This window comes from Komagataeibacter sucrofermentans DSM 15973 (genome assembly GCF_040581405.1).
Classification (GTDB): domain Bacteria; phylum Pseudomonadota; class Alphaproteobacteria; order Acetobacterales; family Acetobacteraceae; genus Komagataeibacter; species Komagataeibacter sucrofermentans.
The window spans coordinates 208,774-232,480 of the sequence record NZ_CP137157.1 but is presented as its reverse complement, the minus strand read 5'-3'; the positions used below and the strand labels follow the sequence as shown (position 1 = coordinate 232,480).

Genomic DNA, 23,707 nt, shown 5'->3' with positions numbered 1-23,707 from the left:
GACAGGATGCCGGCACGCCCGGCGATTTCAAGCGCATGACCAATATTTCCGAACCCGCATGGTTTCCCATCGCGCTGCGGCTGGACGGTGTCCGGGTGCTGGTGGTGGGTGGCGGCATGATCGCCGCCAACAAGGTGCGCCTGCTGCTCGCCCACCGTGCGCGGGTTGAGGTGATTGCAGGCCGCCTCGATCCCGAGATGCAGCGCTGGGAAGACGATGGCCGCATCACCCGCATCGCGCCCACGGCGGATGAAACCACGCTGCGCGCCGCCATGCCCGGCTGCCGGCTGGTCTATGCCGCGACCGATGATCGTGATGTCAACCGCGAGGCGGCAGGCATCGCGCGCGGCATGAACATTCCCGTCTGCGCGGTTGATGACCCGCAGCCCTCCACCTTCATCACGCCTGCGCAGATCCATCGCGGGCTGGTGCGCATCGCCATTTCCACTGGCGGGGCCGCGCCCGTTCTGGCGCGCCGCCTGCGCGAGCAGGTGGAAAGCACCATACCTGAGGGCACCGGGGCGCTGGCCGTGTTCATGCAGCAGCAGCGCGAGCATGTGGGCACCGCCTGCCCCGACATCTCGCGGCGCAGGCAGGTATGGGAAACCTTTCTCGATGGCACGGGCGCACAGGCCGCCCGCAATGGCGACACCACCCGCGCCCGCGCGGTGCTTGATGACATCATCGCCACCACCGCCACCCGGGGCGAGGTCTGGCTGGTGGGCGCAGGCCCCGGCGACCCGGACCTGCTCACGCTGCGCGCCCTGCACCTGATGCAGAATGCCGACTGCGTGCTGTATGACCAGCTTCTCTCGCCCGCCCTGCTCGACCGCGTGCGCCGCGATGCGGAGCTGGTGTTCGTGGGCAAGCAGCGCAACAGGCACACCATGCCGCAGGAGGAGATCAACGCCGAGCTGATCCGCCGCGCGCAGGCGGGCCAGCGCGTGCTACGGCTCAAGGGCGGCGACCCGTTCGTGTTCGGGCGCGGTGGAGAAGAGATCGAGGCGCTGCTTGAATCCGCCATTCCTTTCCAGGTGGTGCCGGGCATTACGGCGGCCAATGGCTGCGCGGCCTATGCGGGCATTCCGCTCACTCACCGCGACTGCGCGCAGGCCTGCCTGTTCGTGACCGGCCACGCCCGCGCCGACGGCACCCTGCACCTGCCATGGGACAGCATGGCCCGCCCCGGCCAGACGGTGGTGATCTATATGGGTGTTTCCGCCCTGCCCGCCTTGTGCGCGAAGCTGATCGAACACGGCCTGCCGCCCCAGTGGCCCGCCGCCATTGTCGAGCGCGGCACGCGTGCCGACCAGCGCGTGCTGACCGGCACGCTGGGCAACCTGCCCACGCAGGCCGCGCAGGCGGGCGTAGCCAGCCCCGCGCTGATCATTGTGGGCGAAGTGGTGCGCCACCGGGTGCTCTCGCCTGCATGAAACCCGCCGAAAGGCAGGACGCCGTACATCATTTGTTATGATTTTGCTGCAACTTCCGTTGTATGGAATGCCAAGACCACCAGACGGTCAGGGAGGCCATGTCCGACACATCGGCAGCTAACGCAGGGCATCGCCTGCGCGATATGGCACGTCTCCATTTCCCCTGGGCCGAGCGGCTGCCGCCCGGGTGGCTGGGTTTCAGCCTGCGCACGTGGTTCTCGCTTGTCATCGGGCTGGCCACGGCATTCTGGGTCCAGATCGACAACCCGCTGCTTGTGGGCGTGACCGTCATGATCCTGGCGCAGCCATTGCGCGGGCAGGCGCTCTCCAAAGCATTTTACCGCATTGTCGGCACGGTGGTGGGCATGGGCGTGTCCATCGTGCTCGTGGCGGTGTGGAACCAGCAGCGCGGGCCGTTTCTGGGCGGCGTGGCGCTGTGGCTGGCGGCGTGTGCGTTCGTGGGGTCGCTCGAGCGTGACTTCCGCTCCTATGGCGCGCTGCTGTCGGGCTATACGGTCGCACTTGTGGCGGTCAACTGCATCGACACGCCGCAGAACGTGTTCAACATTGCCGTCTCGCGTGCCTCCGCCATCACCATCGGGGTGTTTGCGGTGGCGGTGGTCAATATCATCTCCGGCTCGCCCGAGGCCTCGCGCGGGCTGGCAGCCGGGCTGAAGCAGCTCACCCGCCCCATCAGCGAGACCGCGCGCGCGGCCCTGCAACACCTGTATGACCGGGGCGCGCAGACCGACATCAAGCTGGCCGGGGGCATTCTGGCCCTGACCACGCGCCTGTCCTATGCCCGCACGGAATTCGAGCGTGGCGGCACGCGGACCAACGGGGCGCGCCTGGCCATGGTGTCCATGCTGACGGTGCTGGACTGCGCGCGTGGCCTTGGCCGCCACACGGGCCATGGCAACATTGACCCCGCTGTGGAGGACGCCATTGCCCGCATCGCGCGCCAGACCGACCTGCGGCTGGATCAGGCGGGGTTTACGCTGCGCATCCTCGAGGCCATCCGTACGGAGGAACGCCCCGCCCATGCGCCCAATGCCGATGAGGCGTTCGCCATAGAGCGCGCGGCCCGCATGCTCACCGCCCGCGTGCGCCTGCATGCAGGCCAGCAGATGCTGGTCGATGGCACCGGGAGCGCTGCTGACAGCAAGACCATTGCCATCGCAACGCAACCCAACATCCTGCTTGCCTTCATCGGGGCGCTGCGGGTGCTGGTGGGTTTCTCGTTCGCGGCGGGGGTGTGCGTGATCACCGGCCTGCCGGGTGCGACCGTAGCGCTGGCGCAGACCGCGCTGACCCTGACGCTGGCGGCCACCAATGTCGATACGGCCCGCTTTGGCATGGGGGCGGTGATCGGCATTCCGTGCAGCGTGCTGGCGGCGGCGGCACTGAACTTCTTTGTGCTTCTGCACGGGGCGGACATGCCCTTCCTTGCCCTGGCGCTGCTGCCGCAGACCTTTCTGGCCTGCCTGCTGCTCATGCGCCCGGGCACGGCTGCGATCGGGTTCAATTACGGGGTGTTCTTCTTCGCCATTCTGGGGCTGGACAACCACCAGAGCTACAACCCGACCGAATTCCTCAACCGCAACATCTTCTATCTGCTCGCCGCCCTGCTGGCCTTCATCATCCTCGTGCTGCTGTTTCCGCCATCAGCGCGCAGGCAGCGCTTCTGGATGGCATCCACCATCGTGCGCGCGCTTGAACGCCAGATGGCGGGCCGGGGCGAGGCCGATGGCCCGACCCGCCTCACCCGCGCCTATGACCGGCTGGCGCAGATGCAGTTCTGGTGCGACCGCCTGCCCTCCAGCCCCAGCAATACCCGACAGCTTGAAAGCTTTACCGCCTTTACCGAACTCGATGGCGCGCTGGCGCGGGCGCGGGTCTATGCCCGCCAGGCCACGGGCTACGCCCTGCTGCGGCCCGCGGCCGAACTGGCGGCACGCGAACTGCAACTGCACGCGCCATGGGGCGATCTTGACGCGCGCCTGCAACACGCCTGTGCCGCCGTGCCCGCCCCCTCCGCCCACCTGCCGCAACCCGAGCAGGTGGCCGCGATCAACCTGCTGGCGGGGCTCGATGCGGTGCTGCACTCATGGCGCGCGGCCCAACCGCGGCTGCGCCATTACGGCATCATCAAGACAGGGAAGGCAGGCTGATGCGGCAGGTTGTGGATGTGGAAGGCGTGCTGGTCTCGGCCTTTGTCATGAATCTCGGGCTGGCGCTGTGCACGCTGCTCGTGCTGCGGGTGGCACTCTCGTGGTTCAACCTGTGGCGCTTTGTGTGGAACCCGCCGCTGGCCCAGTTCGGCCTGCTGATCTGCCTTGTCGGCCTGTATACCCTGATGTTGTGAAAGACTGCTGACGTGTTCGCATATGCAAACCGCTTCGTACGCCTGGCCATTACCGCGACCATTCTTTGTGTCGCGGCCATCGTGGTGATCGTGCTGTGGGATTACTATACCGCCTCACCGTGGACGCGGAACGGGCAGGTCCGCGCGCAGGTGGCCAATATCGCGCCGCGCATTTCGGGCCAGATCAATGAAGTGCGCGTGCATGACAACGCCTTCGTGCACAAGGGCGACGTGCTGTACGTGATCGACCCGTTCGACTTCCGGGTGAAGGTGGATATTGCCGAGGCGGCGGTCAACGAACGCCGTGCCGACCTTGAGTTCAAGACATCGCAATACGAACGCCGCCAGAAGATCTCGGGCGTGGCGGTATCGGGCGAGGAAAAGCAGCAGTTCGAGGCCGTGGCCCAGCAGGCGGAAGCGCAGTATGCCTCGGCCCTGGCCGATCTGCGGCAGGCGCGCATCGACCTGGAGCGCACCGAAGTGCGCAGTTCGATCAACGGTTATGTCACCAACCTGACCATGCGCGCGGGCGACTATGCCAGCGCAGGGCATGTGAACATCCAGATCATCGATGCGGATTCCTATTGGGTGGATGGCTATTTCGAGGAGACGAAAATCCATTCCATCCGTGAAGGCGAACCCGTGCGGCTGGACCTGATGGGGTTTCATGAACCGCTGTTCGGCCATGTGGAAAGCATTACGCGCGGCATTGCCAGCAACAACGCCGCCACCTCCATACAGGGCCTGCCGGCGGTGGACCCGGTCTATACCTGGGTGCGGCTGGCGCAGCGCATTCCCGTGCGGGTGCATATTGATACCGTGCCGCCCGGCCTCGTGCTGGCCGCGGGCATGACCGCTACCGTCACGGTCGTATCAGAGGCGGGAAACCGCCGCCACATGTCGGTGCGTGACGCACTGCGGCATGTGGGCGATGACATGCAGCATCTGGCGGGGCACCGTTAAAGGCAGGTGAAGTGATAAAAGCTTTTGGGTGTCGCCTTTTTTCAAAAAGGCGACGTCTTCCAAAGCTTTTTTTCTTTTTCATCAGCACTGCGGGGCTTGGTTTATCCCCAGATTCGGGGGAAGGATTTTCGGGCAACCCTGTGGAAAGACCTGTCAGAAACAGGGGAAAACGGGCACGTTTGTCACGAATCCTGCAAATAACAGGCACGATGGCCGCACCCGGCTTCAGCCTTCCGTAGCGCGGGCGGTCGTGGCCTCAAGGCGATGGGCGCGGTACAGCAGGCCATGGCCGAGCTTTTCAATCAGCAGGCCCCGGCGCTGCAGGCGTTCATGGCTGATGGCGTAACCGGTTTCGCGTACGATCTGGCCCCACAGCACCTGCAACCAGCCACGCAGGGCAAGTTTCATCCGTGTCATATCGCGCGCACTCCCGTTTATCGCCAAGTCAGTCGTTATGTTCATGGCAGATAAGTCTTATGTGCATAACATTCAAGTCAACATATATGGCCTGAAAGGTTATTTTTATTTAATTCCTGTCATGACATGAATGCTGCCGCCACGGCGCGCGCCATCATGCCCGCCCATCCATGACAAGGATGAACCGACTTCAGTCCGCCATGGGGGATATCTTGCGCCATCTGTTCGTGTTTCTTGCCCTGCTGGGGTGGGGGTGTGCCACCGCTGCGGCCCAGACACCGGCCTCACAGGTCATCAGCACCCTGTTTTCCGACAAGCTGACCATGATGGACCTTGGCCTGATCCGCGCCGAGCGCGCCATGCAGCACGAAATTGACAGCCTGCCCGACACCTATGACAGCGACATGGTGCCGGTGGCCGATTTTGACCCAAGGCGCAACAGCATCCTGGTGGGCATATGGTACCAGAACCATGACAGCTTCAGCCGCGCGCAATGCGACAAGCTGCTTGATACGATCCACAAATCGTTTGGCAACCAGCCCACCACCATCATCGCCTCATGGTTCCGCCACCATGGCTACACCTCGCTGCGCGATGCAGGGCAGTTCTATATCGGGCTGCGCAACATCATCTGGCTGGTCGTAACCGATGGCGACCGCGCCTGCTCATATTCCATGGCCACCGGGCAGACGACGGTGAACGGGTTCTAGCGGGCAGAAGCCACGGACGGTGTCACCTTTTTCCAAAAAGGCGACACCGTCTAAAGCTTTTTGAAAAAAGCTTCACCAAAAACTTTTGTAATTCCAATATATTAGTAGTTTCTAGAAAAAAGTCTTTACCACCCGATCAGAAGCTTGCGCCAACCGTCAGGAAGAACATGCGCGGCGCCATCGGGTAGGCCGTATACTGCCCGCTGGCCTGCGAGGTGTTGAGGGTGGACCAGGCGCGGGTATTGGTCAGGTTGGTGATGTTGCCCTGCACCTTGAGCCCCTGCACATGCGGAATGCCCTTGATGGTATAACCGGCATTGATGCTGAACAGAGCATAGGACTTGACCGAAAGGTCATTGGTATAGGTCGTGTAACGGCGGCCGATGACATCACCGATAAACTGGCCATAGAAATTGCCCCAGTTGGTGGAGGCCACGAATTTTTCGGTCCAGTCAGGCAGGCCGACAACATTCTTGCCCGCCGTATGCACCTGTGTGGTGCCTGAAAAATAATCATCATTATAGACAGATTTGTTATAGGACAGCGCATTATAGAAAGAGAAATGCGGCCCGAACTGTGCCGTGAACGAGAAATCCATGCCATCGGTCGAAACGGAACCGACATTGGTCAGAATAGTGGATGAACCAATAATATAGGAAACGTTGCTATTGTAAGCCGATGAGGCTACGGCAAGCAGGCGGTTGGAGAAATGGACGTGATAGTATTCAAGCTGCCCGCTGATATGGGTGAGTGGGCCGAGCTTGACGCTGCGGTTGGTACGTAGGCCGGTTTCGTAGGTCCATGCCGTTTCGGGCTTGCCGTTTTTCTTGAAGTTCTCGAATGCCTCCTGGCTGGTCATGCCCCAGGGGCTGGCATTGCCGTAGCCCGTATCCTGGAACGAGCGCATGTTTTCCTGAATGTTGGCGAACCACTGCTCATGCGGCGTAAAATTCCACAATGCACCAAAGGAAGGCAGGAACGGCCTGACCGCCGCAATCCGGCCGCCGGGAATGGTTTCAGCCGTTTTGGGGGAGAGTGATCCCGGCAGGGCAGCAACCGGTAGGGTGCCGTTTGTATAGACCAGCTCCGACTTGAAGCCCGCATTCAGCATGAAGTTTTTGGTGATCTGCCAGCTATCCTGCAGGTGCGTGGTCCAGGTATTGGTATAGAAATAGTTGGTGTACTGGTGGATCAGCGGGTTCTGCTGGCGGTCATAGGGTGTTGTGGGGTTATTGATGTCAAAGGCATACCAGCGCCGGGCCTGGGTGTTGTTGTTGCGCTCGTACCAGCCACCAAGTTCAATATGGTGGTGGCCCACCTCGTAGCGCAGGGTGGACATCAGGCCGCCACGATTATCCCAGTATTCGGTCGTGCGCGTTGCCATGCCCGAGCCGCCAAACACGTTGGACAGGTCGGTGGAAGACTGATTGGGGAAATAGGCCCCGAAAAGGGTCGGCAATCCGGCCGCGCTGATCGGGCCGGCCACGACGCCCTCGCCCATGTCATGATGGTAGTAGATCTGGTTGGTCCAGTGCAGGTGCGCGCTGAAATCATGTGTCCATTTTGTATAGGCCAGGAAATCCTCACGCTGGGCATCAGAGTAATAGTTACGGTAATTATTGCCCGCAATATTGGCTGCGTTTTTGTAATAGTTCACGGCTTCGTTCAGGTTGGGGTACAGGAACGGGCGTACGTACATGCTGCCGCCTGATGGCTCGACAATCCCGTCCTCATTGGGTTCCACCTTGTCGGACCAGTCAAAGAAAGTCGTGATCCTGTCGTGCGACCCGTCATGCACGAACTTGGCGTTGACCTGATTGCCGCCCTGATGGCCTGCAAAGTCCCAGGCCCGCGCATCCTGTCGCGCCCATGAAACATAGGCCGCATTGTTATGGCCAAAATCACCCGTATCAACCCGGGCAAAGGTGCGGAAGGTGGACCAGCTGCCAAAGGTCTGGGAAAGCTGGCCACCGGCCTTGTGCAGCGGGTCCTGTGTCGTGAATTCCAGCGAGCCGCCAAGGTTGCTGGTCGAGGCCGTGCCAAGCGCGCCCGCACCCGTTGCAACGGTAGCGGAGCCGATGTTTTCGCTTATGGCCGCGCGCTGGGGGGAGAGACCGTTATAATTGCCATATGACTGGTCGCCAAGCGGCACGCCATCAAGCGTAAAGCCGAGCTGGTTCTGGTTGAAGCCGTGGATGTAGAGCGATGAATTCTGTTCGTTATTGCCCCACGGGTCAGCATTTTCAAACACGACGCCCGGCAGGATCTCAAGCGCCTTGACCGGGTTGATGCCGGGCAGGATGCGCTGCAACTGGGTGCGGTTGACGGTCTGCTCGGAGCGCGTGCGACGGGCCGTTGCCATGATCTGCTCGACACTGGCGGCAGAAGGCCGCGCATCATCACTGCGCGCCCCGGCCATCTTTTTATGCGGTGCCCGCTCAGGATTTTTTTCCCTGAGGGCAGGCTGGACCGTCTGTGCATGCGCCGTGGAGAGCGCCAGGGCAGAACAGAACAGACCAAAAGCAACATGACCATTACATAGTAACTTGATCGACACCTGAAGATCTCCGCGATGAGAAGGCGAATCATCGTCTATCAGCGCGGTTACTCTTTTTGATGTGAAGGTTTCATGACAGTGCAGCAGTGCCACACCCACAAAACAACAGTGGTTACTTGCGTGAATTTTTTATGAAGGCAGTCGGGATCACAAATTTATTCTGCCATATCCATGATTTATTTTTTATACGTCATTATATATTTTCAAACATCTCCTTTACGTTCCCCCGCCCGCCGGGGCGCATGGCCGGGCGTCACGGCTTGAGGTTGCGCCGCGCCACGACCATGCCAGCGCCCTCCGGTATTATGGATGTGCTTTCATTATTGCTGCGGTCGATGTCAGGAATGGCGTGGTCGGGATCGAGAATGGCAGAGCGCACCGGCCTGCCATCAGGCAGGAACACGACGGTCTCATTGCCCTTCGCCCATATACCGGTGGGCAGGATGCGCCGCGTGGTCGCCCCATCGGCCCATGTTACCTGCAACGTAACCGGCAGCGGCAGGGCGCCCTTGTTCCGCACCTTTACCTGCACGCCTTTTGCCGGGTCATTCTTGACATATTCCAGCCCCGCCAGCGCGTAATCCGGTGCGGCATTGGTGAAATACCAGCCACGCCAGAACCATGACAGATCCTCCCCCGCGTCACTTTCCATCAGGCGGAAGAAGTCCGACGGCGTGGGGTGGCGATAGGCCCAGGCGGCAATGTAGTGGCGAAAGGCCGGGTCAAACCGCGCGGGGCCAAGGATCTGGCTGCGCAGCAGTTCCAGCCCGTAAGCCGCCTTGAAATACGCGATGGCATGCCGGTCGCCCCTGCCGGGGATGTAGGAAGGCCCCATGATGGGCTGGTAGACCGGGTCTTTGAGCACCTTGACGATATCATCCGCGGGCCTGCCGGTATCGGGCGCGTATTCGCCATCATGCTTGGGCGCGAACTCGCCTTTGTTGAAATGCAGCGACGCCAGTGAATCGATAAACGTATTGAAGCCTTCATCCATAAAGCCGTTGCGGCGTTCATTCGAGCCGACAATCATGGGAAACCACGTGTGGCCAAGTTCATGGGTGGTGATCCAGAACAGCTTGGCATCGCGGTCCTTCATGCCATCGAACACGATGCCCGGATATTCCATGCCCGCGCCGTGGCCGCCCACATTGATGGCCGTGGCCCACGGGTAGGGGTACCAGTCATGCGAGAAATACTCGATCGTGTGTTTTACGTATTCGGTCGAGCGGTCCCATGCCTGCGGCCCCATGGCCTCAACGGGGTAGACCGACATGCCAAGCCGGGCCTCGGGCTTCATGCCCGGCGCGGGGGCGATGGGCGGCAGGTCCAGCCTGGCTGCATCCCACAACAGGGCGGGCGAGGCGACGAAGGCCACGTCGCGCGTGCTGTCCATATGAAAGCGCCACGTGCGGCTGCCTGCGGGCGGCGCGTGGGCTGCCGCCTCCACATCCGCCTGATCACGGATCATGACGCGCGTTTCGCTACGCCGGGCCTGCGCAAGGCGCTGCTGCTGCGCGTGTGAAAGCACCTCCGCCGGGTTGACCAGCGCGCCTGAGCCCACGACCATGAAACTGGCGGGAACGGTCACCGCGTAATCAAAATTGCCGTAATCGAGATAGAACTCATCGCCCACATAGGGCAGCGTATCCCACCCGTGCACGTCATCAAACACGGCCATGCGGGGGTAGAACTGGGCGATTTCGTAAAGATCGCCGTTTTTGGAGGGGCTGACCGCCGTGCGCCCGCCCCATGCGCCGGGCATGGTGTAATGCCACCGCACCCGGAACACCTGCGTCCTGCCCGGCGCCAGCGGGTGTGGCAGGGTGATCTGCATGCGGGTATCGGAGATCAGCGGCGTTACCTCATGCGTGGCGGTGCCCTCCATAAGGGTCACCGCCCCGATCTGCACCCCATCCGTATGCGGCGCGCCAGCGGGGCTGGACAGGCCGGCCCGCCTGCTGTCGGCGCGGTACATGTTCTGGTCAAGCTGCACCCACAGCACCGGCAGGCTGCTCGGGCTGTTGTTGTGATAGGTGACCGTTTCCTCGCCCGAGAGTTCATGGGTCGTGGGGTCAAGGGTGACGGCAATGCGGTAATCAGCCTGGTTTTTCCATGCCATCGGCCCTGGTGTGCCATCACCCGAGCGGTAGGCGCTGACCGGGGTTGGCATCACGACCGGGCTGAAGATCTGGTTGGGGTCCGGCACCGCAACCTGCGCCCGAACCGGCCGGGGCGACAGGCTGACAAGCACGCCACAGGCCGCCAGATAGCAAAGCCGCATCATGTAAGGGGCTGACATCAGGGGGTGTCTCCTCATCACCCCTGATCGGGGGCCGATAATGTGCTGCGGCGTTGTTCGAAGCTTGTTGAAAAAAGCTTCACCAAAAACTTCTTTAATGGTCTGAAATCCCTCTCAGTCAGGCAGCCGGTCAACGGATTCCACATGCTGCTCCACCACATCGCGGCTCAGCCACAGATCACGCAGGGTCTTGCTGCTCAGATAGGAAAGCTGATCGGCATGATGGGGCGAGCCGGGCTGGCTGGAATTGCCATAGCTCAGCAGTCCCTTCGCCTTCATGGGCGTGGAGAAACTGACCAGCGAAACCCATGTCTCGCCATGCAGCGGCGTGCGCTCGCCATCTTTCATGGGCCCCCAGGTGATGGTGCGGAAAATGCCGGTATTGCCAAAGCCACCATTGCCCGGCAGGTCGACATTATTGATGTGAAAGCGTGATACATCGCCAAACGGGCGGTCGATTGCGCCATACAGCTTTCTGGTCTCGACCGCCGCCTGTGCAAGCAGGTTGACCGCATGGGCGGGATCCTTCAGGCCCGATGGCGTGCTGATCGGGTCATCAAGCGACCATTGCCGGGCAAATCCATCCGATCCTGCAAATCTGGGGCCCATGAACAGCCGCGCCCATGTCTCGAACAGCAATGCGCCGCGGCTGGTGGCGTCATCGGCGCCATCCCAGTCTTGCAGCACCTTCACGGCCGCCTTCACATCAGCGCGGCGGTCCTTGCGGGCGGCGGCAAGGAGTTCGGGCAGAATACGCTCGGCCAGCAGCGAACGGGTATTGAGCTTGCGGGCCATGATGTCGTCAAACGACATTTTCACCTCGCCCGCGAGCATGCGGGTCGACATCTGGGCGCGCAATGTCATCGGGCCGGTCTGCGCCACATAGGCCGGATAGGTCTTGGGGTCGAGCAGGCGCGGATAGGTGGCAAGCCAGGGTGGATCATTGGCGTTCTGCACAAAGCCTGATGCCGGATCAATCACTTTGGGCAGATTGTCATAAGCAACAACGCCTTTGGGTATGTTATCCGACCGGTCACCCGGCACGATGCTGTTCCAGTAATCAAAGTCGCCATTATTGTGTTTTGGCAGGATACCGTTGTCGAGATACATGACATGCCCATCATGATCGGCATAGACAATGTTGAACATGGGCACCTGCAGCTTTCTGAGCGCTGCCTGGAACTCATTAAAATTGTGCGATCGCGCCATGTCCCAATACTGCCTGAGCATGCCGGGGCGATCGAGGCCCGCCACATACAGCGCAATGGGCGTGCCATCCGCCTCATTAAAGACCGGCCCCTGTTTTGCATAACGCTGCACGAAACTACGGGTGGCCAGCGTGCCGTCCGGCATCTTTACCTTATAGGACAGGGTGCGGGTGGCAAATTTCCGCTTCCGGCCATCGAGCCGGTAGCCGTCGCCATCGGGGGTGAGCCTGTAGCGCACGGCGCCCAGAATGGTGTTGACGGTATTGGTAAACGCGACATCCGGCGTAAAGGCAAAGCGCAGCACCGGCAGGCCCACATGCGTTGCGCCGTAAATGCTGAAGCCGGGACCATTCAGCTGCGCCTCATAATAGGTATAGAACGGCGTGCTCCACGGCAGGTGCGGGTTGGCCAGCAGCACGGCGTGCCCATCGGTCGTGCGCGAAGGGGCAATGGCCCAGGCATTCGACCCGCCTGCCCTGCGCTCGGGCGCATCGCCGAGCATTTTCCGCTCCTCGGCAATATAGACATAATTCATCAGCCGCAGGCCGTGGGCCACGACATCAACCCCACTGACCGGCAGGACGGCGCGCATGTCATCGGCAATATCAGCGGGGTGGCCTGCGGCATAATCGTTGATGCCGCGCGCGAACGCATCGAGATCCCTGCGAAAGCCCGGCGTCTGGCGGGCATAAAAGGTTCTGGCGCGTTCATACACGCCATTGCCCCGCACCCAGCGATCCGACTCTTCTTCTGTCACGCCCCAGTATTCGGCGGCCCGGCCGCGGGCGGTGCCATAAAGCTTCAGGACAATATTGCCGTGACTATGCGCCTGCGCCCAGCCAAAGCCGTAGAAGGCACCGGCCTCGGTCGTGGCATAGATATGGGGCACGCCAAACGTGTCCCACAGAATTTCATCATGCCCTGCCTTGGCGGCCCGGGCCACGTGGCTTCCACCCGCCACGGCCAGGCCCGCGCCGAGGCACAGCCCCAGCCGCCACTTCCGTGCCAATCCCATATGACTCTCCCTTTGCCGCCACGGCATCATGCCCGATTTCATCTGTCGTTATAGATTGAATCCGAAACGATTGGCCAGAAACGCGCATGCAAGGGAAGGCAGGCCCGACTGATGGCGGGCAGGGAGAACGAAAGTTTTCGGGGACGACCTTCTTTCAAAAGGCGGCGTTCTTCGAAGCTTTTTGAAAAAAGCCTCACCAGAAACTTTTATGACTCGGAGGTCTTGCTTTCATTCCAGAAAGCCTGCTGCAGGGCCGCGGCCTCGGCTTCCAGCAGCGGGCCGATCACCGCCACCGGGCGCTGCCCGGCAGCAAAAACCGTGCGGCAGGGCAGGTCGAGGGTCGGGTTCTCGGGGTGGTTGCCCGTCATTTCCTTAAGGCTGTGTTCGCTCTGGCCAAAAACCACCCGGCCAATGCCGCTCCAGTACACCGCACCTGCACACATCGCACACGGCTCGGCTGATGTGTACATGGTGTGCGACGCCAGCACGGCGGGCGGGAAGCGCTTCGAGGCCCGCGTGGCCAGCAGGCGCTCGGCATGGGCGGTCATGTCACCGCCTTCAGCAGTGAAGCCGTTGCCCTGTTCCAGCACCACCTGCCCCTGCGCATCGACCAGAATGCAGCCAAAAGGATGATCACCCCCCTGCCGCGCCTGCTCGGCCACTGCAAAGGCGCGACGCAGGAAATGCGCGTGATCAAGATCGGGCAGCAGGTCGGTCATGAGGCATCCTTCATCGTATATCGTGCAGAGCAGGCCTTGTGCGCGCAGCCCGTTCTGCAAACCCCGACCGGCCTATTCCGGCACGGGGTGCGCCATGTGCTGGCGCAGTGTGTGCATCTCGTCATCAAGGTAACCCACGATGTCGGTGGTGTCATATGCGCCATCAAACCGGGTGGCCGCGAGTTCGGCCCGCATGGCGGCAATCCGCTCAAGCTGGCGGGCAAGCTGGGTGGTGTAGCGGGCAACCCATGCGGGTTCATCGGGTGCGAATCGGGCATCGACATCAGCCTGCGTGCACCCGGCCGGCAGATAGGCACTTTGCATCTGTTTGCACTCCATGTGTGTGAATAAGATACACAATGACATGGAAGGCAGCGATGCAGGCGCAGATGTTCTCATAAAGTTCTTGCTGTATGTGTGTTTTTTCAGCACATACTCTGTGTATGAAAAATATGCACAACACATCCACCACTGCACCCTCCCCTGTTCCGCCACGCCGCACACGCCCACCGCGTGTTGACTGGGCCGCCCTTGCCCCGCGCGTGGCCACCCTGCGGGCGCAGGGCTGTTCCACGCGCGAGACCGCCCGCAGGCTGGACATGAACATCAAGACACTCGAGGCCCATCTGCGCCGCCACCGCATCCGCCATGCCATACCGATGGACCGCCCCGACCAGGTGCGCCGCACCTGCCTGAACTGCGACACCGCCTTTGTGGCCGATGGCCGCTTTTTGCGGCTGTGCCCGGAATGCCGGGCCATGTTCAGCTAACGATGCTCACATTCCCGTGATGTCGGAACCGGACCGGGGATTGCTCACTTAAAGGTGCATATGACATCGCAACAGGATACCGGGCATGGATAGCGCTTTACGCAACCGCACGCAGACCCCCTCCAGCACAGAACCAGCCCGCCTCCAGTTCCGCATTGCCCTGCGCCATTGCGCGCCCGCCACCACGGCCCGTGCGCCTGCTGGCCAGCGGCGCCTGCGCTCGGTAGCCGCCATTGGCTTGGCCCTTGTGGTCGCGGGCACGGGGCTGAGCGGGTGCAAGCGCCACCACGAGACAACGGGCGAGAAAATCGATCATTTTGGCGACAAGATGCAGGACACCTTCGACCCGCCCAAAGGCCCGGGGGAAAAGGCAGGCCGCACGATAGACCGCACCCTGCATGATGACTGATATTTTGTAGGAAATATTGAAAAATGCCGCCTTTCACTTCAACAGGGCGGTATTTTTATTATGCAGATAAACGTTTTTGGTGAATATTTTTTCAAAAGTTCCAGAAAAACGACGCCTTTTTGGAAAAAGGCAGCACCCAAAAACTTTTACTTCTTTTCAGCCTGCGCTACCGCATCAAACGAAAGATCGAGCACCGGGTAATCTGCCCAGTCCGCGAAGTCGAAATGCCACCATTCCTCCGCCAGGGGCACAAAGCCACTGGCCTGCATGATGCGCGCCAGCAGGTCGCGCCGCTGCCGCGCCAGGGCATCCCCACCGGCATAGTCAACATGAGCGCGGGGCGTCATTTCATCAAAGCCCGACGGCATGGGCACGACCTGGTACGTTGCCAGATCCCATAGGGTCAGGTCCACCGCACAGCCCCGGTTATGGCGTGACCCCATGGCCGGATCCCCCACGAATTCATGCAATGCCTCCGGCACGGCAGCGCGGAACAGCGCCGTGACATGCCATGGCCGATAGGCATCATAAACCAGCAGGCCGTAACCATGCCACGCCGCAAGGCCGCGCGCATGCGACAGGGCCAGCGCCGCCGGGCGCTGCAAAAACGCCCGCGCCGCCGGATAAACCGGAAAACCCAGAAAATTGCGGCTAGAAGCATAACGGACATCCAGCGCAATCGCCGGATCAACCTGCGTAATGTCAACCAGGTCCGCAACCCTTGGTGCGGGTGCAAAGGCAGGCATGACCGCCTGCCCGGCCAAAGCCCGCAGCGCATCGGGCGCAAGGCGCGCGGGCACGCGAAACAGGTCATCGCCCTCAAGCACGGGGCCGGGCGGGGAAGCGGGCATTACCGCACCCCGGTCAGGGGCAGTACCGGCCCTTCAGTTCGTGGGCGGTGTGTAGGATTGTACATCTTCCACCGTATGGCTGAGCAGGATCTTGCCGTTATCGGCAGACTGCACCCATGCGGCGGGAATGGTAAAGGCGCTCTCTGCCGGGCCATCAACGGTCACCTGAATCGTGCCATCGGCATTGACTGCCGTGAGCGTGCCCATGCGGCCCGTGCCCGCCGCGATCACGTCCTGACCCAGCATGGCCTGCGTTACTTCCGTCATGAATTCCCTTTCCTTGCCGGACATGCGGGCAGGCACCTGCGTGCCGCCCCATGCCCTGTTTTTCACATGGCGGACCCTGTCGGCCGCCTTCCGTGCGCCGGCGCCTTTACAGCAACCGTTCCGGCCTTACCCATGCCGCGCACGGTCACCCGGCACAGATCCGTGCGGGCGTATCTGCGGGTTCAACGCCCGGCACGGGCCGAAGTTGTCCTGGCCTAGTTCACGCCAAACTGGCTGCGCTTGGCCATGACCTGATTGAGCTGCTCGTTGTAATGGTGATAGGTGCCCTTTGGCACGCAGCCCATCTCCTCAAGGTCTTCAAGCTTGATGCTGTCATTGAGCCAGGAATTGACCTCGTTGAACTGGATCTTCGCCGGGACCGGGCGCCCGCTGAAAATCACCGGATCATCCTGACCCTGCACATAGCCGAATTTCTTATAGACCCCATCGGCAGGCGGGTTGTGCTCCGCCATCTCGCCACACACCACCGATGCGCCATCCATGGCATGCACCGTGGCATTGCGGAAGGTTGCGGCATGCGGGTCAGGCAGGGTGGCGGCCACGTGGCGCTCGGCTTCGGTAATGATGGCGGCACCGCCCGCCGCATGGGCCAGCCCGGAATACAGGCAGAGCGACACGCCCAGTATAATGACTCGTTTCATGCTTCCACCGCCTGATCATTCATATTGCCATAGCTTGCTTTTGTTGTGATGCGCTGCCCGCCTGCATCGGTCAAGCCGGAGCTGGCAGGCCCCGGCATCAGCAATTGTGTCATGAGTGATAATATCTTAACGCAAGAAGGCGCGCACAGACCCAGGCAGGCGGGTTATAACAGTGCACCCTGTCGGCCCCGTGGCCGCCCACTGCATCAAAGGCCCGTTCTCCCCATGTCACAGCGCCCCGTTCCCGCTCCCGCGGCTGACCCGTCCACCCGGCCCGACTTCGTGCATGTGCGTGGCGCGCGCGAGCACAACCTCAAGGATGTGAGCGTGGACATTCCGCGTGACCGGCTGGTCGTGTTCACCGGGGTTTCGGGCTCGGGCAAATCCTCGCTGGCCTTCGGCACGCTGTATGCGGAGGCACAGCGGCGGTACCTGGAGTCAGTCTCGCCCTATGCCCGCCGGCTGTTCCGGCAGATGCCGGTGCCCGATGTCACGTCAATCGAGGGGCTGCCGCCCGCCATCGCACTCCAGCAGCAGCGCGGCACGGGCACCGGGCGCTCCACGGTGGGCAGCATCACCACGCTGTCGAACCTGCTGCGCATGCTCTATTCCCGCGCGGGGCATTACCCTGCGGGCATGAAACGGCTGGAGGCGGAATCATTCTCCACCAACACGCCCGAAGGCGCATGCCCGCAATGCCACGGCCAGGGCCGCATCATGGACACCACGACCGCGCTGCTGGTGCCCGATGACAGCCTCTCGATCCGCGAGCGCGCGGTCGCGGCATGGCCCACGGCATGGCAGGGGCAGAACCTGCGCGATATTCTCATCACCAAAGGCGTGGATGTGGACTGCCCCTGGCGCGACCTGCCCGCCAAGACCCGTGAATGGATTCTCTACACCGAGGAAACACCCACCTACCCCGTCTATCCCGGACTGGACCATGCCGCCGTGCAGCGCGCGATACGCGACAAGGTGCCCCCTGCCTATAACGGCACCTTCACCGGCGCGCGGCGCTATGTGCTGCACACCTTTGCCACATCGCAGAGTGCGAACATGCGCAGGCGGGCCGAGCGGTTTCTCACCGCCACGCCGTGCCCCACCTGCCATGGCGCGCGGCTGAACCCCGATGCGCTGCGTGTGACCATCGCGGGGCTGAACATTGCCCGGCTCACCCGCCTGCCGCTTGCCGCCATCGCCCGCACGCTGGCCCCGCTGGCTGATGGCACGCATGTGCCCGAACAGGCCCCGCAGGCAGGTGATGCCACCGCCATTGCCGCCCGCCGCATGGCCACCGACCTGCTTGGCCGCATTGCGGTGCTGGAGCATCTGGGCCTTGGCTACCTGCAGGCCGACCGCTCGGTCACCACGCTTTCGCCCGGTGAGTACCAGCGCCTGCGGCTGGGCACGCAGATCCGCTCCAGCCTGTTTGGCGTGGTGTATGTGCTCGATGAGCCCTCAAGCGGGCTGCACCCCGCCGATGCCCACAACCTGCTCGATGCGCTGGAGGGGCTGAAGCAGGCAGGCAACTCGCTGTTCATTGTCGAGCATAACCTCTACCTCATCCGCCGGGCGGACTGGATTGTCGATGTCGGCCCCGATGCGGGCACGCGCGGGGGCGAGGTGCTGTATAGCGGCCTGCCCGATGGCCTGCGGGCTGTCAAAAACTCCCGCACCGCACCCTACCTGATTGGCAGCAATGCCCCGATTGCCCGCACGCCCCGCCCGGCCAGAGGGTGGCTGAAGCTTGCGGGCATGACGTGGAACAACCTGCACGACCTGAGCGTGGATATTCCGCTAGGGACATTCGTGACCGTGACCGGCCTGTCAGGCTCGGGCAAATCCAGCCTTGTCAGTCAGGCGCTGCCCGCCATCATGGCGCATGCGCTGGGGCAGAAACTGCCCGATGCGCCAGACGCCGACGCCATCGAGGACATGCCCGAAGGCACGCCGCAGGGGCATGTCGTGGAGGGCGTGAAGAAAATCAGCCGGCTGGTCATGATCGACCAGAAACCCATCGGCCGCACCCCGCGCTCTAACCTGGCCACCTATACCGGCCTGTTCGACACGATCCGCCAGATCTATGCCGCGACCGACCTGGCCAGATCGCGCGGCTATGATGCGGGCCGTTTTTCGTTCAACCTGCCAAAAGGCCGCTGCCCCACCTGTGAGGGCGCGGGCTCGGTGATGGTGGAACTGCTGTTCCTGCCCAGCGTGTATTCCCCCTGCCCCACCTGCCACGGCACACGCTACCGGCCCGAGGTGCTGGAAGTGACCATAGGCGGCAGATCCATTGCCGATGTGCTGGCCATGACGGTGGATGAAGCGGCTGCCTTTTTTGCCCACAACCCGACCCTGTCCACCACGCTCGCCACACTCCAGCAGGGTGGGCTTGGCTACCTGCGGCTGGGCCAGCCCGCCACCGAGCTTTCGGGCGGGGAGGCGCAGCGCATCAAGCTTGCCACCGAACTGCGCAAGCAGCGCCGGGGCCATACGCTGTATATTCTTGATGAACCGACAACCGGCCTGCACCCCGCCGATGTGGACCGGCTGCAGGCCCACCTGCAATCGCTGGTGGATGGCGGACACACCGTGGTGGTGGCCGAGCACGACATGCGGGTGGCGGCCAGAAGCGACTGGATTATCGACATGGGGCCGGGCGCGGGCGACGGGGGCGGCACGATCGTGGCCGCTGGCACGCCGCATGACGTGGCCCGCGCCCACGGCAGCGCCACCGCGCCCTTCCTGCTGCCCCTTACCGGCTGATTGATAAGGTCAAGGTTCCTGGTGAAGCGTTTTTTAAAAGCTTCACCAAAAAACGCCGCCTTTTTGAAAAAAGGCGGCGCCCAAAAACTTTTATCCCTTTGATGCAGGCAGCACGCCCCACATTGCCGCAACGCCCGCGAAGACCAGCAGGGCCGCCACCAGCGTCATGAGGCTCCAGCTCCGCAACCCCTCGCGCACGCTCACGCCGCACAGCCTTGTCACGATCCAGAACCCCGCATCATTCACGTGCGACAGCGCCATGCCGCCCGCACCCATGGCCAGCGCCATCAGCGCCAGATGGGTCTGGTCAAGGTGCAGGCGGCCGATCATGGGGCCAAGGATGCCTGCCGTGGTCATGAGCGCCACGGTCGTCGGCCCCTGGGCCACGCGCAGGATCATGGTCAGCACAAAGGCCAGCACCAGCAGCGGCAGGCCGGTCGACGCCAGCAGGCCGCCCAGCGCATCGCCCACGCCGCTGCCCACCAGCACCTGCGCGAACGCCCCGCCCGCCCCTGTAATGAGGATGATGATGGCCGTGCCCGGCAGGGCGGCAGCCACGACGTCGGACACCGTGGCCAGCGCCATGCCGCGCCGCAGCCCCAGCAGCCACGCGCACAGCAGCACATCCAGCCCCAGCGCCACGAAGGGAATCCCGGCAAAGACCAGCACCGTGCGCAACCGCCCTGAGCCCATCAGTTCGCCCGCCAGCGTGCCCGCCACCATCAGCACCACCGGCACGGCGATGACGGTCAGGATCTCGCCCACGCCCACCGGGCTGCGCGCGGTGGCCTGCATGAAGGCAGCCGCTGCGTCATGCCCCGCCTCCTGCCCCTGCACGGGCGTGCGGGCTTCGTCCACCACGGCGCGGATATCGGGCGCGCAGCGCAGCGGCTGCGCCATGATGGGCCGGGTCAGCACATAGGTCAGCACCGTGGCCACGGCTGCCAGCGGCAGGCCGAGCAACAGCATGTGCCCTGCGCCAACGCCCAGTGCCGCCGCCACCGCCACGGCACCGGGGTGGGGCGGCAGCAGGGCATGGACGGTGAGCATGGTCACGGCCATGGGAATGCCGAACACGGCAGGCACGCGGCCCGTCTGCCGCGCCATGCCATAGACCAGCGGCATGAGCATGATCACGCCTACCTCAAAAAACACCGGAATGCCCACGCCAAAGGCGGCAATGACCAGCGCCAGCGGCACATGGGCGGACCCCACGCGGCGGATCAGCGCATTGGCCACGGTTGCCGCCCCACCCGAAAGGTCAACCATGCGCCCGATCATGGCCCCGAAGGCCACGATAATGGCGATATGGCCCATGATGCGGCCCATGCTGCCCTGAATGGCATCGGCCAGCTTTGTTACGGGCATGCCGGTGAGCAGGGCCACGGCCACGGCCACCACCAGCAGGGCAACGAAGGGATGCAGCCGGAGTTTGAGGATAAGCAGGAGCAGGACGGCAATGGAGCCAATGCCGGTCAGGATCAGCGCGAGCGGAGTCATGGGGCGGTCCCGTGCGTGAGAGTGGCCAGTCTCGTCCAGCCAAACGCGCCTTTTAAGGGGCAGCCCTGCGAGAAAGCAACAACCTTGCGCACCTGCCCCGAACAGGCCGCGCCACACGCCCCTGCAATGCGGGCGCAGCCACCGCACCAGACAACCGCCCGGGGGGCCTGCGGCCCGCTGAGCCGCGCCCGGCGGCTGCCTGTAGGCGGGCGGTTCGTTTGGTTTATGCCGCCCCGAACAGAGAGGCGTTTATTTCAACTTTTTAATGGCCCCGGCTTCATTGACGGAAACCTTTCCAATCCTGTCGCTGTCCTGGGCACTGCAGACCAGTTCCTGTGTCTCGGGCGAGAGCATGCAGGTGCCTGTTGCTTTCTCATCATAAGACTGGCCATTGGTCACAACCTGAATGCCATTGATGTTCTGGCCAATCACATGATTCTCGCTTGCGGCGGCGGAAAGAACCCAAAGAAAACCAGATTCGTATTATTATTCCCAAATATCTCTGCGTTGCTGAAGAACCTGTTGTTTATGCTGTATAGAAAGATATTGCAGGTATCATACCGGTCATTCCAATTTTTGTATTCTATACAAAACCTGTACTTTTCATGCGTTGCAATGGACAGCATTTTTTATGTCCGGACTGGCAAGGGCCGCCCTGATATCGGGCACGGCCTGTTTTTCACTTGGCGTTTGCGCATGGGCCGGGGACACACCAGCGAGGCAGGCCGCCGCAATGATCCATTGATAAAAACGCATGAACGATCCTGTCACCACATCCATTAAAAACAGTAGTCCATACACCGTTCCAAAAAGGCGCAGCCCTGTTGATCGGGCATCTTTACCCCTCAGTCGCAGCCCCACCCCGCACGCCAGCCAACCTCCCCCCCGCGAATCACCACACGCTGAAACGCCACGGGCATGTTGCCCTGCCTGACCCCATCAGGCGCAGCAGGACCGGCCTGCATGCAAAACATGCTGGCGTGGAAAATGGGCGGAAAACCAGCCTTTTTTCCGCCCCCTGGCTCCTCGCTCCGCACGCAGCCGTTTTTCGTGCTTGACAGCGTCGCGCCCTGTCTCCATTACGCGCCACCGGTCACGCACCGCAGTCGCTTTTTTGGGCCTTCGCGCCCCGGGACGTCACGCCATGACAACCATGTTCAATCCATCCCTGTCGCCCGCGCGCAACCCGGCCACACGCCGCGCCATGACGCATGTGACAACCTTCATCCGCGAGGCCTGGATCGTGCCGATCGTGGTCATGGGCAGCGTGCTGTGCGGCGGCGTGTTCACCCTGCTTTCACACCTGCTGGACCACGCGGGATAAAAAAACGCCGCCCTTGCGCAACAGGGCGGCGTCTTTCAAAAAATGGTCTCGGCTTCTGGCCCCAAACGGGCGGCTTATCGGGTCGCGTGCCGCATGACGCGGTGGCCATCACCCTTTTTAGGGGCCGGTTCCGCCAGCCAGTGAATGCGGACCTGACGCAGCTCGAAATTGCGCTGGCCCTGCACACCCATATCCCCAAACGGGTCATAGACCACGCCCGTCACATCGGCACGGCACTGCTCATGCTGGCCGGTATCTCCACAGATCTGCTGCGCCTTGCGAAAGGAGGCATCCTCCATCGTGGGGCCATCGAGCGGTATGGCGCCGTTCCAGTCCACCTTGCCCGGCAGGTCGGCAATACGGAAGGCCGCGCAGTCCGCCCCGCCCGAATTGGCGGAGGTGATGGTGCACCCCTCGATGCGCACGGGCCTGCCCACATACTGCGCCGCCTGCGCCTGAAAAGACGCGACATCCAGCGTGGGTGGCGGCGCGGGCGGGGCGCCATGCCCCCTTGGGTCGCGGGCCATGGCGGGTGCTGCAGCCATGCCCGTGGCCATGAGAGCCAGCCCGGCCAGCGCACCAAGATGAAAACGTCGCCTCACGTCGTGTCTTCCTTCCGTCAAGAAATCAGCCTGCGGCTGGCATTCGGAAGGCAGTTTTTGCCATAGACACGCGGCTTGTCACCACAACGCAACGTGCGGGCAGCCATGCATGCGCGGCTGGACAAACGCTCAGAACGGCGAGGATTTCTGCCCTGCCCCCTGACCAAGATCGGCAAAATGCTGGGTTTCCGCGCAGCCGCGAAAGCGGTCGAGCACGGGCACGCTGCCCGCGAGATTGACGCTGAGCGGCGGCTGGTCCCCAAAGCGCACCACCGCAAGGTGCTGACGGGCCATGGCATCGAGCAGGCGGGTCATGTCGGCCGCAGGCATGGTGGCCGCCAGCGTCGTGGCGTCATTGGCCTGCATGTGAAAGACATGCGTATAGGCGCCGACCGTTACCGTCATGTCGCCTTTTTCGCCATTGGCCAGGGTCCAGTGATCATCCGCGCTGCGCACCTGCAGCGAGTCGGCATCGGCGCGGAACATCAGGATCTCACTTTCCGACCCGGCAATGCACAGGTCGGTATGCACCCCGGCATCGGGCGTGTGATGGATGGCAACCCAGCCGCCGCCATGTTCATCAACGAGCATCTGCGACGGGCTGGGGCTGCTGTTTTCATCCTGGGGCTGCATGGCCACCGGCATGGCATGCGCCGTGTCATCATAGGACTGCGCCCACGCCCCGCCCGGCAGGGCAAGACAGGCGAGGCAACCCAGAAGAACCTTAAATTTCGTGCTCACTTTGCGACAATCCCATTGCAACAAGGACCGACGAATCGGAATGGTGGACGGTTTCAGCATCACCCAGGCGTGATGTTGACATATATTGTCATAATTATGGATAAAGAAAGGGGTCTCGCCGCCCCTGCG

General features: G+C 62.5%; 22 protein-coding genes. 10 read left to right on the top strand and 12 right to left on the bottom strand.

Annotation, left to right across the window (positions count from 1 at the left end):
- Positions 1-35: 35 nt before the first annotated feature.
- The 4 genes from cysG (at position 36) to R5N89_RS01125 (ending at position 4,761) form a co-directional block, all read left to right on the top strand.
- Positions 36-1,433 (top strand): siroheme synthase CysG, encoded by a 1,398-nt coding sequence (gene cysG / locus R5N89_RS01140; RefSeq protein ID WP_110567924.1) that lies wholly within the window; start codon positions 36-38, stop codon positions 1,431-1,433.
- Positions 1,434-1,531: 98 nt separating this feature from the next.
- Entirely contained in the window at positions 1,532-3,604 is a 2,073-nt protein-coding gene (locus tag R5N89_RS01135) for an FUSC family protein (RefSeq protein ID WP_110567922.1), read from the top strand.
- A complete protein-coding gene (locus tag R5N89_RS01130) occupies positions 3,604-3,798 on the top strand; it encodes a DUF1656 domain-containing protein (RefSeq protein ID WP_110567921.1) in 195 nt (64 codons plus the stop codon). Before R5N89_RS01135 ends, R5N89_RS01130 begins: the two co-directional genes overlap by 1 nt.
- Positions 3,799-3,810: 12 nt before the next feature.
- Positions 3,811-4,761, top strand: a complete 951-nt coding sequence (locus tag R5N89_RS01125; protein ID WP_110567919.1) for an HlyD family secretion protein — start codon at positions 3,811-3,813, stop codon at positions 4,759-4,761.
- Positions 4,762-4,986: 225 nt separating this feature from the next.
- Here R5N89_RS01125 and R5N89_RS01120 read toward each other — a convergent pair whose 3' ends face one another.
- Entirely contained in the window at positions 4,987-5,178 is a 192-nt protein-coding gene (locus tag R5N89_RS01120; protein ID WP_110567917.1) for a hypothetical protein, read from the bottom strand.
- Between the two features lie 179 nt (positions 5,179-5,357).
- Here R5N89_RS01120 and R5N89_RS01115 point away from each other — a divergent pair, with 179 nt between their 5' ends.
- Positions 5,358-5,888 (top strand): hypothetical protein, encoded by a 531-nt coding sequence (locus R5N89_RS01115; protein ID WP_244192106.1) that lies wholly within the window; start codon positions 5,358-5,360, stop codon positions 5,886-5,888.
- Positions 5,889-6,024: 136 nt separating this feature from the next.
- Here R5N89_RS01115 and R5N89_RS01110 read toward each other — a convergent pair whose 3' ends face one another.
- From R5N89_RS01110 to R5N89_RS01090, 5 genes are all read right to left on the bottom strand, one after another.
- Positions 6,025-8,445, bottom strand: a complete 2,421-nt coding sequence (locus R5N89_RS01110) for a TonB-dependent receptor (protein ID WP_208624646.1) — start codon at positions 8,443-8,445, stop codon at positions 6,025-6,027.
- Positions 8,446-8,698: 253 nt separating this feature from the next.
- Positions 8,699-10,744, bottom strand: a complete 2,046-nt coding sequence (locus R5N89_RS01105) for a M1 family metallopeptidase (protein WP_244192105.1) — start codon at positions 10,742-10,744, stop codon at positions 8,699-8,701.
- Between the two features lie 114 nt (positions 10,745-10,858).
- Positions 10,859-12,967, bottom strand: a complete 2,109-nt coding sequence (locus tag R5N89_RS01100; protein WP_208624645.1) for a penicillin acylase family protein — start codon at positions 12,965-12,967, stop codon at positions 10,859-10,861.
- A gap of 206 nt (positions 12,968-13,173) precedes the next feature.
- A complete protein-coding gene (locus R5N89_RS01095) occupies positions 13,174-13,686 on the bottom strand; it encodes a nucleoside deaminase (RefSeq protein ID WP_110567911.1) in 513 nt (170 codons plus the stop codon).
- 72 nt (positions 13,687-13,758) lie between these two features.
- Positions 13,759-14,010, bottom strand: coding sequence for a hypothetical protein (locus R5N89_RS01090; protein WP_110567909.1), 252 nt, complete (start codon positions 14,008-14,010; stop codon positions 13,759-13,761).
- A 128-nt stretch (positions 14,011-14,138) separates the two neighbouring features.
- Between R5N89_RS01090 and R5N89_RS01085 the strand changes: the two genes are divergently transcribed.
- Together R5N89_RS01085 and R5N89_RS01080 are read left to right on the top strand one after the other, a co-directional pair.
- Positions 14,139-14,456, top strand: coding sequence for a helix-turn-helix transcriptional regulator (locus R5N89_RS01085; protein ID WP_244192104.1), 318 nt, complete (start codon positions 14,139-14,141; stop codon positions 14,454-14,456).
- Positions 14,457-14,541: 85 nt separating this feature from the next.
- Complete coding sequence (locus R5N89_RS01080; protein ID WP_110567906.1) at positions 14,542-14,865, top strand: hypothetical protein; 324 nt, start codon at positions 14,542-14,544, stop codon at positions 14,863-14,865.
- A 146-nt stretch (positions 14,866-15,011) separates the two neighbouring features.
- Here R5N89_RS01080 and R5N89_RS01075 read toward each other — a convergent pair whose 3' ends face one another.
- The 3 genes from R5N89_RS01075 to R5N89_RS01065 form a co-directional block, all read right to left on the bottom strand.
- Positions 15,012-15,716, bottom strand: a complete 705-nt coding sequence (locus R5N89_RS01075) for a M15 family metallopeptidase (protein WP_110567904.1) — start codon at positions 15,714-15,716, stop codon at positions 15,012-15,014.
- Positions 15,717-15,749: 33 nt separating this feature from the next.
- Positions 15,750-16,049 carry a DUF2171 domain-containing protein gene (locus R5N89_RS01070; RefSeq protein ID WP_244192103.1) on the bottom strand — a complete coding sequence of 100 codons (300 nt, stop codon included), beginning with the start codon at positions 16,047-16,049 and terminating at the stop codon, positions 15,750-15,752.
- 149 nt (positions 16,050-16,198) lie between these two features.
- Positions 16,199-16,645 carry a hypothetical protein gene (locus tag R5N89_RS01065; RefSeq protein ID WP_110567902.1) on the bottom strand — a complete coding sequence of 149 codons (447 nt, stop codon included), beginning with the start codon at positions 16,643-16,645 and terminating at the stop codon, positions 16,199-16,201.
- Between the two features lie 225 nt (positions 16,646-16,870).
- On the opposite strand from R5N89_RS01065, the gene R5N89_RS01060 reads away from it, so the two are divergent.
- Complete coding sequence (locus R5N89_RS01060; RefSeq protein ID WP_110567900.1) at positions 16,871-19,411, top strand: excinuclease ABC subunit UvrA; 2,541 nt, start codon at positions 16,871-16,873, stop codon at positions 19,409-19,411.
- 90 nt (positions 19,412-19,501) lie between these two features.
- On the opposite strand, the gene R5N89_RS01055 is transcribed toward R5N89_RS01060, so the two are convergent.
- Entirely contained in the window at positions 19,502-20,911 is a 1,410-nt protein-coding gene (locus R5N89_RS01055; RefSeq protein ID WP_110567898.1) for a gluconate:H+ symporter, read from the bottom strand.
- Positions 20,912-20,932: 21 nt separating this feature from the next.
- Between R5N89_RS01055 and R5N89_RS01050 the strand changes: the two genes are divergently transcribed.
- Positions 20,933-21,694, top strand: coding sequence for a hypothetical protein (locus R5N89_RS01050; RefSeq protein WP_146220189.1), 762 nt, complete (start codon positions 20,933-20,935; stop codon positions 21,692-21,694).
- A 361-nt stretch (positions 21,695-22,055) separates the two neighbouring features.
- Entirely contained in the window at positions 22,056-22,235 is a 180-nt protein-coding gene (locus R5N89_RS01045) for a hypothetical protein (protein ID WP_110567892.1), read from the top strand.
- A 74-nt stretch (positions 22,236-22,309) separates the two neighbouring features.
- Here R5N89_RS01045 and R5N89_RS01040 read toward each other — a convergent pair whose 3' ends face one another.
- Positions 22,310-22,837 carry a hypothetical protein gene (locus R5N89_RS01040; protein ID WP_208624644.1) on the bottom strand — a complete coding sequence of 176 codons (528 nt, stop codon included), beginning with the start codon at positions 22,835-22,837 and terminating at the stop codon, positions 22,310-22,312.
- 129 nt (positions 22,838-22,966) lie between these two features.
- Positions 22,967-23,578: a hypothetical protein gene (locus tag R5N89_RS01035; protein ID WP_208624643.1), complete on the bottom strand. Its 612-nt coding sequence runs from the start codon at positions 23,576-23,578 to the stop codon at positions 22,967-22,969.
- Between the last annotated feature and the right edge of the window lie 129 nt (positions 23,579-23,707).